This window comes from Fluviibacter sp. (assembly GCF_057744235.1).
On sequence record NZ_JBIJFP010000011.1, the window covers coordinates 19,470 to 32,350 of the forward strand.

10 protein-coding genes are annotated in these 12,881 nt (G+C 58.2%); 8 read left to right on the plus strand and 2 right to left on the minus strand.

Annotation, left to right across the window (positions count from 1 at the left end):
• Positions 1 to 19: 19 nt before the first annotated feature.
• Both AC3GOJ_RS06915 and AC3GOJ_RS06920 read left to right on the plus strand, forming a co-directional pair.
• Positions 20 to 2,176, plus strand: a complete 2,157-nt coding sequence (locus AC3GOJ_RS06915; protein ID WP_488236733.1) for a site-specific recombinase — start codon at positions 20 to 22, stop codon at positions 2,174 to 2,176.
• Positions 2,173 to 2,790 (plus strand): methyltransferase domain-containing protein, encoded by a 618-nt coding sequence (locus AC3GOJ_RS06920; protein WP_488236734.1) that lies wholly within the window; start codon positions 2,173 to 2,175, stop codon positions 2,788 to 2,790. The genes AC3GOJ_RS06915 and AC3GOJ_RS06920 overlap by 4 nt, the downstream gene beginning before the upstream one ends.
• A gap of 3 nt (positions 2,791 to 2,793) precedes the next feature.
• Here the strand turns inward: AC3GOJ_RS06920 and cphA are convergent, their stop codons facing one another.
• Both cphA and AC3GOJ_RS06930 read right to left on the minus strand, forming a co-directional pair.
• A complete protein-coding gene (gene cphA / locus AC3GOJ_RS06925) occupies positions 2,794 to 5,373 on the minus strand; it encodes a cyanophycin synthetase (RefSeq protein ID WP_488236735.1) in 2,580 nt (859 codons plus the stop codon).
• Between the two features lie 3 nt (positions 5,374 to 5,376).
• Positions 5,377 to 7,533 (minus strand): cyanophycin synthetase, encoded by a 2,157-nt coding sequence (locus AC3GOJ_RS06930; RefSeq protein ID WP_488236736.1) that lies wholly within the window; start codon positions 7,531 to 7,533, stop codon positions 5,377 to 5,379.
• A 243-nt stretch (positions 7,534 to 7,776) separates the two neighbouring features.
• Here AC3GOJ_RS06930 and AC3GOJ_RS06935 point away from each other — a divergent pair, with 243 nt between their 5' ends.
• The 6 genes from AC3GOJ_RS06935 to AC3GOJ_RS06960 all read left to right on the plus strand — a co-directional run bounded on the left by AC3GOJ_RS06935 (position 7,777) and on the right by AC3GOJ_RS06960 (position 12,871).
• Positions 7,777 to 10,080, plus strand: a complete 2,304-nt coding sequence (locus AC3GOJ_RS06935; protein ID WP_488236737.1) for a cyanophycin metabolism-associated ABC transporter — start codon at positions 7,777 to 7,779, stop codon at positions 10,078 to 10,080.
• The gene (locus tag AC3GOJ_RS06940) at positions 10,077 to 10,574 is read left to right on the plus strand and encodes a cyanophycin metabolism-associated DUF1854 family protein (RefSeq protein ID WP_488236738.1); all 498 of its coding nucleotides are present in this window, start codon (positions 10,077 to 10,079) and stop codon (positions 10,572 to 10,574) included. The genes AC3GOJ_RS06935 and AC3GOJ_RS06940 overlap by 4 nt, the downstream gene beginning before the upstream one ends.
• A 13-nt stretch (positions 10,575 to 10,587) precedes the next feature.
• Positions 10,588 to 10,929, plus strand: coding sequence for a YkgJ family cysteine cluster protein (locus tag AC3GOJ_RS06945; protein WP_488236739.1), 342 nt, complete (start codon positions 10,588 to 10,590; stop codon positions 10,927 to 10,929).
• A 72-nt stretch (positions 10,930 to 11,001) separates the two neighbouring features.
• A complete protein-coding gene (locus AC3GOJ_RS06950; protein WP_488236740.1) occupies positions 11,002 to 11,331 on the plus strand; it encodes a type II toxin-antitoxin system PrlF family antitoxin in 330 nt (109 codons plus the stop codon).
• Entirely contained in the window at positions 11,328 to 11,828 is a 501-nt protein-coding gene (locus tag AC3GOJ_RS06955) for a type II toxin-antitoxin system YhaV family toxin (RefSeq protein ID WP_488236741.1), read from the plus strand. The genes AC3GOJ_RS06950 and AC3GOJ_RS06955 overlap by 4 nt, the downstream gene beginning before the upstream one ends.
• Positions 11,829 to 11,899: 71 nt before the next feature.
• A complete protein-coding gene (locus tag AC3GOJ_RS06960; protein WP_488236742.1) occupies positions 11,900 to 12,871 on the plus strand; it encodes an MBL fold metallo-hydrolase in 972 nt (323 codons plus the stop codon).
• Positions 12,872 to 12,881: the final 10 nt, after the last annotated feature.

Here is a 12,881-nt window from a genome sequence, read left to right on the forward strand (position 1 = left end):
GCTGCGTTAGAATGCACTCATGAAGAACCTGAAGGACGACATTCGAGACGGGCTTAGCGGGCTGAGCGATGCTGTCCGGCGTTTGCGTGGTGGATCTGATGACCCGTTGACGACGGCGTTGGTGGCGTTTGGCCATGCCGAGGCCGATGATCTGGTGTTGCTACAGCAGCTTTTTGGCGTATTACGGCCACACCGGGGTGAGTCGGCCGAGGAGGCCGTTGAGCGCTTTAACCGGATGGTGGGAATTCTGCGGGAAGATCCGGCACTGGCTGCCAGTTTCCGGCGGCATTTCGTAGGCTTTTTCACCCACCGTCGGATGATTGGTTTTTTTGCGGATAGCGGCATTCTGCCGGCGACGGGGTTTTTCTCCGAATGGTCGCGCATGCTGGTGCATCGGGTATTGCCGGCCGTACCAGATGAGCGGGATGTGAAGGACTGTCTGCATGTCTTTCTGACCCATCCGGACGACTGGCAATGGCTGGCGACCATTTCCCAGGAGTCGATGATGCGCTTCTGGCAGCTGCAGGCACCGGCCGATGAAATGGAAACCCAGGACTGGCAGCAGCTGATCCATGAGCTGCTTGATGCCATCCGTTTGCTGGCGCACCGGATCAGTGGTCTCGGTATGGATTCGGCGTTGCTCAATGCGTCGACGCACCTGGAGAACTTTGCCCCCAGTTTTCTGGAGTTGCCCTCCGAAGCCCACCATTATTATCAATCGCTGCATGCGCACTTTGCTGACCCGTCGGTGTTACCCGATGATGGCCGGCATCTGCTGGTGCTGGTGGCGCAGTGCCTGGATGGCCTGCAGCGGGCGCGACGCTATTTTCTCAGTGCGGGAACCAGCTTGCACATGACCTATCTGCTCACGCGCTGTCAGCAGAGTCTGGAACGTCTGGCCGAACTGGTCACGATGATGAACACCTTTCTGCAGTCGCCGGCAGTGACGGAGGCGTTGCTGGAAGAAGGCGGTGCTGCCGCTAGCATTGTTACGCCCGGCAGCCGGTTGGTCAGTGAAGAAACCCGCGCCCTCAAAGCCTGGGCACAGTTTGTGCACCGCTCTCTGGTGGCGGAAAACCGCCGTAACAACTTTGGTGATTACTGGCAGCGCCTATCTGAGCTACTGGCGCTGCGCGTGGCAGAAAATGCGGCGCAGTCCGGCGAGCATTACCTGTGTACGAATCGACGGGAATACGGTGCCATGTGGTTGTCCGCCATGGGGGCCGGCGTTTTTATCGGCGTGATGGCGCTGCTCAAGGTCTTCGCTGGTGAACTGCATGCTTCGCTGTTTATGACAGCAGTGATGTACAGCCTGATCTACGGACTGGGCTTCACCGTGATTTACCTGCTCGGTTTTACAGTCGCCACCAAACAGCCGGCGATGACGGCGCAGACCCTGGTTGGCCAGCTCTCCAGTATCAACAGTGAACGGCCCGATGATCTGACACCGGTGGTCGATCTCATTGCCGCCGTGTGCCGCAGCCAGTTGGCCGCCATTGCCGGTAATATTCTGGTCGCCTTTCCGGTGGCGATTCTTCTGGGCATGGGTCTCGGCCAGTGGCTGGGTGAATCGCCCGTCAGTGCCGACAAGGCGGCGCATCTGCTGCATGATCTAGATATTTTCGGCTGGGCCATTCCGCATGCGGCACTGGCCGGGGTCTTTCTCTATCTGGCGGGGCTGATCAGCGGTTACTTTGATAACCGTGCCGCCCACAATCAGGTGGGTCCGCGTATTGCCCGCTTGCCCTGGTTGCAGCAACTCCTGGGGCGACAACGGGCTCACCGGTTTGGTCAGTACATCGGTAACCATCTGGGGGGCATGATGGGGAATTTTCTCTTCGGCTGTATGCTCGGCTCTGCGGGTATTTTCGGGGTGATTCTTGGCTTGCCGGTAGATATCCGGCATATTGCCTTTTCCTCGGCCAATCTCGGCTATGTGCTGATTGGTAGTGACGTTATGCCCGCCTGGCAGACCCTGGCATGGGCGGTGCTGGGGGTACTTTGTATCGGCCTGACCAATCTGCTGGTCAGTTTTATGCTGGCCTTGCGTACGGCTTTCCGTGCACGGCGTTTGCAGTTCAGTGGTGCCCGTGTGCTGGCTCGTGCCGTCTGGCAACGGTTTCGTGAAGCGCCCGGTTCCTTTTTTATCCCACCCAAACAGACAGAATCCTCATGACCCAACTCTCGCCCAATTTCTGGCAGGAAAAATTCGAAATGCAGCAAACCGGCTGGGATCGTGGTCAGGCCAGCCCGCAGTTGATGCAGTGGCTGGCGGATAGCGTATTGAATCCGCAGGAAAGCCCGAGAATCGCCGTGCCCGGTTGCGGCAAAGGCTGGGAAGTCGCTGAACTCAGTGCCGCGGGCTTTGATGTGACAGGGCTGGATTACACGCCGGCTGCTGTTGCGGCAGCCCAGGAGCGGTTGCAGGTGGCCGGTTTGGCAGCCAAAATCGTGCAGGCGGATGTTCTGGGCTTTATGCCGGAGCAACCCTTCGATGCCGTTTACGAGCAGACCTGTCTGTGTGCGTTAACACCGGATGCCTGGGTGGCCTACAGCCAGCAGCTGGCCCGCTGGATCCGGCCGGGCGGTCATCTCTATGCGCTATTTATGCAGGTGCAGCGGCCGGGTAGCCCACAGGGCTTACTCGAGGGCCCGCCGTTCCACTGTGATATCAATGCCATGCATGCCTTGTTTGACCAGCGCCACTGGCGGTGGCCCGAGGGTGCCCTGACGCAGGTGCCGCACAAGAACGGCCTGTTTGAATTGGCCTGTGTTCTTGAGCGACTTTAACCCTTAGGCGGCCGCTTCAGCGACCCGCTGCTGGATATGGGCCAGGGCTTCTTCCACCTGGTCTACCAGAATCAGACAGATATCACCGGGTTGCAGCTTGCTGAGAGCGGTATCAATGGCCAGGAACTCACCTTTGATTTCCTCGATTTCCTTGACCTGATGCGCTTCATTCAGACCTTCACGCAGTAGAGCAACGACTTCACCTTCGCGGCGGCCACGCTGGCAGGCATCTTCGTACAGCACCACATGGTCGAAAACGTTACCCAGAATACGGGTCTGGCGACGGATGTCGTCATCACGGCGATCGCCGGCGCCACTGATCACCACGGTGCGGCTGCGCGCCGGCATGTCGTGAATGGTGTCGGCCAGGGCGCGAATCGCATCCGGGTTGTGACCGTAGTCGGCAATCAGGGTGGCGCCTTTATAGTCAAAACGATTGAAGCGACCGGGCACGGTGCTGGCATCGCTGTTGAAGCTGGCGAGACCCGCCACAATGGCTTCCCAGGGAATATCGAGCGCCCAGGCCGCACCAACGGCAGCCATCACGTTTTCGACCTGGAAGCTGATCTGGCCTGCATCGGTCAGCGGAATATCCTTCAGCGGCAGACGCACCATGGTTTTTCCCTGGGCGGCAATGATTTCGCCGTTTTCGCGGTAAATGACGCGATGCCCCTGGGCGCGGTGCTTGGCCATCACCGGGTGTGCCGCACTTTGTCCGGCAAAGAAAGTGACATTGCCGGTACAGAAGCGGGCCATGCGTGCGACCAGCGGGTCGGCCGCATTGAGCACCGCGGTGCCGTCAGAGGAAACGTTCTGAACGATCACGCGCTTGACGGCAGCCAATTCGGCCGCCGTGTTGATGAAGTTCATCCCCAGATGATCACCCTCGCCAATGTTGGTGATGACGGCGACGTTGCAGCGGTCGAAGCCCAGACCTTCGCGTAACACACCACCGCGGGCGGTTTCCAGCACGGCGGCATCCACATCCGGATGACCGAGTACGTTGCGGGCACTGCGCGGGCCGCTGCAATCACCGGTGTCGATGAGACGGCCATTGGCGTAAACGCCGTCCGTCGTGGTCATGCCAATACGCTTGCCAGTCTGTGCAATCAGGTGTGCCGTCAGACGAATGGTCGTGGTTTTACCGTTGGTGCCGGAAACGGCCACCACCGGAATACGGCCGTTATCGCCGGTGGCAAACATCTGGCGGACAATCGCTTCACCGACCGGACGGCCTTTGCCGTAAGAGGGACTGAGGTGCATACGCAGACCGGGGGCGGCGTTGACTTCGACAATGCCACCGCCTTGTTCCTGCAGTGAGCGATAGACGCTGTCGCAGACCACGTCGACGCCACAGATATCAAGGCCGACCATGTGTGCCGCTGCAACGGCGCTGGCCGCCATATCCGGGTGGACATCATCCGTGACATCGGTGGCGGTGCCGCCGGTGCTCAGGTTGGCATTCTTGCGCAGGTTGATGCGTACGCCACGCGGGGGCACCGATTCCGGCGTCATCTGTTGTTCTTCCAGCGTTGCCAGACCAATGGCATCCAGGCGGATTTTGCTCAGTGAGGTGGCATGACCATCGCCCCGCAGCGGGTCGCTGTTGATCACATCAACCAGCTGTCGGATGGTGTGCTGGCCATCACCAATGACGAAAGGTGGGTCGCGTCGGGCAGCAGCAACGAGTTCGTTGCCCACCACCAGCAGGCGGTAATCATGGCCGGGCAGGAAGCGTTCGACAATAACGTCGTCACTGATCTTATAGGCGACTTCAAAAGCGGTGGTGATCTGCTCCACCGTTTGCAGGTTGACGGCAACGCCCTTGCCCTGGTTGCCGTCGCGCGGTTTGACGACGACCGGGCCCTTGATCCATTGAGCGGCCGCCAGCGCATCTTCCAGCGTGCTGACGACGCGACCCTGCGGTACAGGTACACCGGCCGAGTAGAGCAGGGTTTTGGTGAGATCCTTGTCTTGGGCAATCGATTCGGCGATGGCGCTGGTGTGGCTGGTTTCCGCGGCCTGGATGCGCTTCTGCTTGCTGCCCCAGCCGAGCTGGACCATGCTGCCTTCTGTCATGCGGCGGTAGGGGATGCCCCGCGCGAGTGCCGCGTTGACGATGCTGCCAGTGCTCGGGCCCAGACGCAGGTCTTCGTCCAGTTCATTCAGTTCGTGCAGTGACGCGTCCAGATCAAACATCCGGTCGTCCAGCGCCGCCTGGCAGAGCGTCATGGCGTGTTCAAACGCCAGTTTGCCGACTGCTTCTTCCGTGTATTCCACGATCGTGATGTAGGTGCCTTTTTCCGGTGTCTGCACGGTACGGCTGAAGGTTACCGGGCAACCGGCGGCAGCTTGCAGGCCGAGCGCCGCAACTTCAAGGGCATGAGCCAGTGTCAGCGGTTCGTTATGGCCGCTGGCAATGAGTGGCCCCATTTGCGGGAAGCGCGCACGCAGTCGCGTTTCAAAACCGGCCAGGTTGGTGATCTGGCATTCGTCATCAGTGCAGTTGATCAGCGCTTCGATCATGGTGTGGCGACCCCAGAGGTTGGGGCCACGCAGGGCGCGCAGGCGGACAATTTCCATGGATTACTGGTGTGTAAAGGTTTGGATACCGGTGCTCATGATTTCCCGTGAGAGGTTCATGGCAACGCCGACGCCAACCGCGGCCAGAATGCTTTCCAGAGCATCACCGCGGAGTTGCAATAAAGGAATGCTGTTGATGGCCATCAACGGTTCGATGCTGTCACCCTGAGCCAGCACAATCTGGCCATCCCGGCTGAATACGGCACGGCCTCCCTTGGCTAAGTGTTCCTGTAACGGGGCGGCATCGCCATAACGGCTGAAGAAGACGACTTCGCCCTGGCACAGGCGGGCCATGTCGGTGACTTCAGTGTCGTCTGCATTGAGCACGGCGGTGCCGCTCGGCAGGACGACGTCAACCTGAGTCCGCATCACCTTCCAGATGCCGACCTCGTCTTCGATCGAGCATTCCGGTACGGTATCGGTCGGGTCCAGATTGGTGACCACGCCCACCGTACAGCAACGGTAGGGTAGGCCATGGTTGAGAATGACGCGGTTGTCGTTTTCGATGATCGCCACTTTGACCTGGCGGTTCAGCATCAGGCGATGGCCACTTTCCCAGTTGGCGCAATCTCGGCCATCAATCTGGCGCTGGTTGAAGTACATGCCTTTGCTGCAGGCCAGGCCAACGCCGTCGTTGGTCAGGTGCAGAATGCTGGCGACGAGTTCGGCCACAATCGATTTGCCCCGGGAACCGGCAATACCGATGATGGGTAGGTTGAAATCCTGTTCCGGCGGGAACAGATAATTGACGATGGCTTCGCCCACTGGCCGCGGTGCACCCGCCGATGGGCGCAGGTGCATGAGCAGTCCGGGACCAGCGTTGACTTCCACAATGGCACCGCGTTGATCGGCCAGTGGTTTGCTGATGTCTTCACAGACCAGATCGATACCGGCGACATCCAGCCCCACGACGCGGGCAGCCAGCGCCACCGTGTCCGCCACATCCTGGTGGACCTGATCCGTAATATCGATTGAGACGTTGCCATTGCGCTGGATGAGTACATCCCGGCCCTGATCGGGTACCGATTGTGCCGTCAGGCCCTGGCGCTCCAGTTCCAGACGGACCGCAGAGTCGACGCGGACAAAATTGAGGGTATTTTCTTCGGCGGGCCCGCGGCTGGGGCTGCTATTGATCTGGGCTTCGATCAGCTGTTCGATGCTCGATTGGCCATCACCGGTGACAAAGGCAAAGTCACCCCGGGCAGCAGCGACCATTTTGCCGCCCACCACCAGTAAACGGTGCTCGTTCCCCTGGATAAAGCGTTCCACGATGACGCTGCTGCCTTCTTCGTCGGCGACCGCGTAGGCGGTCCGGACTTCCTGCTCGGTCATCATATTGGTGAAGACGCCGCGGCCATGGTTGCCGTCAGACGGTTTGACCACCACGGGCAGGCCGATATCCTGAGCCGCTTCCCAGGCATCATCGGCATTTTCGACGACGACGCCTTCCGGCACGGGCACGCCGCAGGCCTTGAGCAGGCTCTTGGTGAGGTCTTTGTCGCGTGAGATGGTTTCGGCAATGGCGCTGGTCTGGTCGGTTTCGGCTGTCCAGATACGACGCTGTTTGGAGCCATACCCTAGCTGGACGAGGTTGTTGTCGGCCAGCCGAATGGTGGGGATGTTACGGGCCATGGCGGCCGTAACGATGCTGCCGGTGCTCGGGCCGAGCAGCCGGTCTTCTGCCAGATCCTTGAGGTCTTCCACCGTTTGGGCGACATCGAACGGACGATCCTCGATGGCGGCCATGATTAGATCGCGCGCGGCAAACAGCGCCTGCTTCGTCACCTCGTCGTTGAGGTTGTGCACGATCAGCTTGTATAAGCTGCGGCGATTGGCTTCGCGGGCGCGGCCAAAACCGCTCTGGACGCCCGCCATGCCGAGCAGCTCCAGCGTCACGTGTTCCATGATGTGCACCGGCCAGGTGCCTTCGTGCAGACGGCGAACGAAGCCGCCGTATTCCTCATAACTGCAGCGGTGTTCCATGAGCCCGGGTAGCCAGGCCACAAGTCGTTCGGGCAGCCCCGGAATCTTGTCGGAGGGAAAATCCTCCAGATCGCCGATGTCGACCCATGCCTCGATGATCGGTATATAGAAGTCCGTCCACATGTTCGGACCGTATATATACTTTATGTCTATGATTTCAATCGATTTGTGGCTCATGTTGGCTGGAGGTGTCTCAAGATTTGTTGAAACTTTATTACGGCGCGTTTCCTATCATTGTAAACAGAAACCCTATGCCCCGTGTGCCTCATAACGCACCAGTTGGGTAACGGATGACGGGATCGTAATCTTTCCGCAGAAAACCTGCTGGCGTGTCAGCCAAAGCCGGGGTCTGTGCGTTTAATCTGGCAGAATTCGAGGATCCGGACCACCGGACCGTTAATGACCGTCAGACCATCACAATTGAACTCTCAAGCTCACCCCATGCAGACCATGGTGTCTGCTCAGGCCGCCGCTCAGGCACCTGAACTCTGGCAACCGGCCGTGCGTGCCCATCTGGTTGATGGCGAAACGCTGCTGGCCACCATCGAAACGGATCTGGATGATCAGCTGCAGTTTGCTCGCGGCCTGATTGTGCTGACCCATCAGCGCCTCTGTGCGTTGTCCCCGCAGGGGATCTGGTCAGAATGGCCGCTGACGGCTGACCTGGTTTTGAAGCTGGGGGATCATGCCGGGATTGCGACACTGGATTTGCTGACACCATCAGCCCGTCTGACCCGCTGGCGCTTTACCCTGGCCCAGAACCCGGCGGCGCTGCGTCTGGTTCGCCAGCTCGATACCTTGCGGCAGAAAACGGGCGATGTCATTGCCGAGCTTGAGGATGCCGAGGAACCCGCCCTGTGTCCTAATTGCTGGATACCACTGCCGCCGGATCAGGAGGAGTGTCCGGCCTGTTACAGCGAAAACCTGACATCCCCCTCGACCTGGACGCTGTTGCGTCTCTGGCGTTTTGCCAAGCCCTACAAAAAAGAACTGCTCATCGGCTTTGTGCTGACCCTGTTGGGTACGGCCGCCACCCTGGTGCCACCGTATCTGACCATGCCACTGATGGATCAGGTGCTGATTCCGTTCCAGAACGGTAAGAACATCCCGGTGGGCCTGACGGTCATGCTGCTCAGTGGCCTGCTGATCAGTGCATTGGTGGCTTGGGGCCTGGGTTGGGCCCGCACCTACATTCTGGCCTTGGTCAGCGAGCGCATCGGTGCCGATCTGCGGACGGCTACGTACGATCACCTGCTCAAGCTGTCGCTGGAGTACTTTGGCGGTAAGCGAACGGGCGACCTGATGGCCCGGATCGGGACCGAGTCTGATCGTATCTGTGTGTTCCTATCGCTGTACGCCCTGGATTTTGCGACCGATGTCATCATGATTCTCATGACGGCGGCCATTCTGGTATCGATTGATCCATGGCTGGCCCTGGTGACGCTGGCACCGCTGCCCATGATCATGTGGCTGATCCACATGGTGCGTGACAAGCTGCGCTTCGGCTTTGAAAAGATCGACCGCATGTGGGCCGAAGTCACCAGTGTGTTAGCCGATACCATCCCCGGTATTCGCGTCGTCAAGGCCTTTGCTCAGGAGCAGCGCGAGTCCGCCCGCTTCCGTACCGCTAATGCCCATAACCTGGCGATCAACGACCGGGTCAACAAAGTGTGGAGCATGTTCACACCGACCGTCACGTTGCTGACAGAAATCGGTTTGCTCATTCTCTGGGCCTTCGGTATCTGGCAGGTGGCACAGCACCACATCACGGTGGGTGTACTGACCGCCTTTCTGGCGTACATCGGCCGCTTCTACACCCGGCTGGATTCGATGAGCCGCATCGTCTCGCATACCCAGAAGGCGGCAACCGGTGCCAAGCGCATCTTCGATATTCTCGATCATGTCTCCAGTGTGCCGGAGCCGATCAACCCGGTTCATGTGGATCAGGTTACCGGTCGCATTGAAATTAACCGGGTGGGTTTTCGTTATGGTAACCGTGCCGTACTCCGTGATGTGAGCCTGAACATCCAACCGGGCGAAATGATCGGCCTGGTGGGCCATAGCGGCTCGGGTAAGAGTACGCTGGTGAATCTGATCTGTCGTTTCTATGACGCCTCTGAAGGCAGCATCAAGATCGACGGTATCGATATCCGTTCTATCCCCGTCTCGGAATACCGTCAGCACATTGGTCTGGTATTGCAGGAACCGTTCCTGTTCTTCGGCACCATTGCCGAGAACATTGCCTATGGCAAACCCAATGCCACCCGTGAAGAAATCGTTGCGGCGGCGCGAGCGGCCCATGCCCACGACTTTATCCTGCGTTTACCGCATGGCTACGACTCCATCGTCGGCGAGCGCGGCCAGGCCTTGTCGGGTGGTGAGCGTCAGCGCATTTCGATTGCCCGTGCCTTGCTCATCAATCCGCAGATTCTGATTCTGGACGAAGCCACCTCGTCGGTCGACAGCACCACCGAGAAGGAAATCCAGAAAGCGCTGGATAACCTGGTGCAGGGGCGGACGACCATAGCGATTGCGCACCGCCTGTCAACGCTGCGTAAAGCCAATCGTCTGATCGTGCTGGATCGCGGGCAGATCATTGAAGAAGGCTCACATGATGATCTGATGCTGCGGGATGGCACCTACCGCCGCATGGTAGAAACCCAGGCTCGCCAGGAGGCGGAAGATAAAGCCTCGGCCATGGCCCCGTTGGGAGCAAGTCAATGACGAATGAATTGCAGCCCGTACAGCGGGGTTATCAGCTGCGCCAGGACGCCTTCGGCAATCTGGATCTGGTCTGGTCCGATGGACAGATTATTGAGCGGGTCACCCCGGTGCGCGCTTTTCCTTTTTCCGATCCGGAGCAGGGTTTGTCCCTGGTTGATACCGAAGGCCATGAGGTGTTATGGCTCGACAGCATCAATCAACTGACCTCTGCGGATCGGGCACTGGTCGATGATGTTCTGGCCGGCCGCGAGTTCATGCCGGTGATTACGTACATTGAAAGTGTCTCGTCCTTCAATACGCCCAGTACCTGGCTGGTTCAGACGGCACAGGGTAAAACCCAGCTGGTACTGAAAGGTGAGGAGCATATCCGCCGTATTCACGGCATGGGCGGCAATACGCTGCTGATTTCGGACAACCACGGGATCCAGTTCCTGATCCGTGATCTGGCCGGGCTGGATAAGCACAGCCGCCGCCTGCTGGATCGCTTCCTCTAACGCCTGGGCTCCCGTGAGTAGCGAATCACCCTGTATACACTGCGGCGCCTGCTGTGCCATGTACCGGGTGTCGTTCTACTGGGCAGAGGCCAACGATGCGCCGGGTGGCTGGGTGCCCGCCGACAAGACGGAGCAACTCACACCCACCATGCGCTGTATGCGCGGCACCAGCAGTAAAACCCCACGCTGCGAACAGCTGAAAGGCGAAATCCCCGGCGCATTGTGTGGCATTTACGAAAACCGACCCTCAGTATGCCGTGAACTGGAACCTTACGATGCCGACGGCAAACCAACCGATCAGTGCACGCGGGCGCGGGCGGCACATGGGTTGCAGGTTTTAGAACAAGTTAGATAATGCAACTGCATTGCCAAAGTAATGCGATTGCATTATATTGTGCGCGGTAAGCCAATTAGATCGGAGAACATGATGGCTAGCACGCTCGAAGTTGAATCCACGCTGACCGATCGTTATCAAACTACGGTGCCTGAGACGGTTCGTCGCGCCCTGGGGCTGGGTAAGCGTGACAAGGTTCACTATTCGATTCGACCAAGCGGTGAAGTGGTAATCTCGCGGGCAGTGGCGGAACAAGAAGCAGATCCGGTGCTAGGTTCATTCCTAAGCTTTCTGGCACGTGATATTTCAGATCACCCGGAGCGTTTGCAGTTAATTGATGCCGCATTCGTTCAACGCCTGCGTGCCTTGGTTGGTGATGCAGCCATTGATTTGAATGCACCTTTGTTGGCAGAGGATGAATGAGTTCGCTGGCTAAGTCAGCGCCTCATGGGTGGGCGGTATATGCCCATCCGTTGTTTCTGGTACAGGTTGAAGCGCTGACACGTCAGGTTGAGGCTTTGAAGCAACGTGATCCTGTCGGCTACGTTAAAAAGAACGCGTATAAACGGCTGCTGGCGATTACCAACTTGGTCTCTGAGATCATTCCACAAGATCCGACCCGGCCAGAATATCGACAGGGCGGTAGCTTAGGCAATGATCATAAGCACTGGCTACGTGCCAAATTTTTCCAGCAGTACCGGTTGTTTTTTCGTTATCACGCGGCGAGTAAGATCATTGTGCTGGCTTGGGTCAATGACGAAGATACTAAGCGCGCCTACGAGAGCAATGATGATGCCTATAGGGTATTTCGTAAGATGCTCGCCAGCGGTCATCCACCAGATGATTGGCGTGAATTGTTAGCTGAAGCACGCAACGAAGGGTTGCGCCTACAGCAACTGGCAAGTTCTTATTCGCCATAGCGCATTGAATCATCCTAAATTTCTTATTTAGCAATAAGATAGAGCATATGTAACTGGATGATTGAACCAATATGAAAAAAACACTGATTGCTCTGTTTGGCGCTTTTGGGCTGGTGATTTCTGCTTTAACGCTTGCTCCCGTGGTTTCAGCCCAGGAAGTCTCTGCAGGGGTGCCGGCGATGCAGGTCAAAGAGGTTGCCCCTAATAGCTACTATGTGCAGGGTTTGGCCGAGTTGGGTTCATCGGCAAATCAGAATTTTATTTCGAATGCCGGATTTGTGATCACGCCGGCAGGCGTGGTGGTGATTGATGCGCTGGGCTCACCGGAATTGGCACGGCGGTTGATTGCCCAGATCCGCAAGATCACCGATAAGCCGCTCAATACGGTGATTGTGACGCATTACCATGCCGACCATGTCTATGGCCTGCAGGTCTTTAAAGAGGCGGGCACCCGCATTGTGGCGCATGAGGCCTCGGGTGAATATCTGAATTCGGATACGGCGCGATTGCGTCTGGATGCTTCGCGTCAGGAGCTTTTCCCCTGGGTAGATGAGAGCACCAGACTCTTGCCGCCGGACGAACCGATCAAGGGCGCAAAAAAGCTGGTGGTTGGTGGCGTAGATTTCGAGCTAATTCCTGTGGGTCCATCCCATACGCCGGATGATCTGGTGGTCTGGCTGCCGCAATCGAGGGTGTTGTTTGCCGGAGATCTGGTGTTCCGCAACCGCATTCCCTTCGTTGGCCAGGCCGATAGCCGCCAATGGATCGAATCTCTGAATACGCTGCTGAAGTTCCCGGCCAAGGTGATGGTGCCCGGTCATGGCCCGGCATCCACCAACCCCAAGCAGGATATGTCGCTGACGCGAGATTATCTTGTGTACCTGCGGCAAACCATGGGCAAAGGGGCGGCAGAGCTGGTGCCGTTCGATGAGGTTTATAAAAATACAGACTGGAGCCGTTTCAGCAAGGTGCCGATGTTTCAGTATGCCAATCGGATGAACGCCTATAACACCTATCTGCTCATGGAGCGGGAAGGGCAGTAGTCGCAGTGCT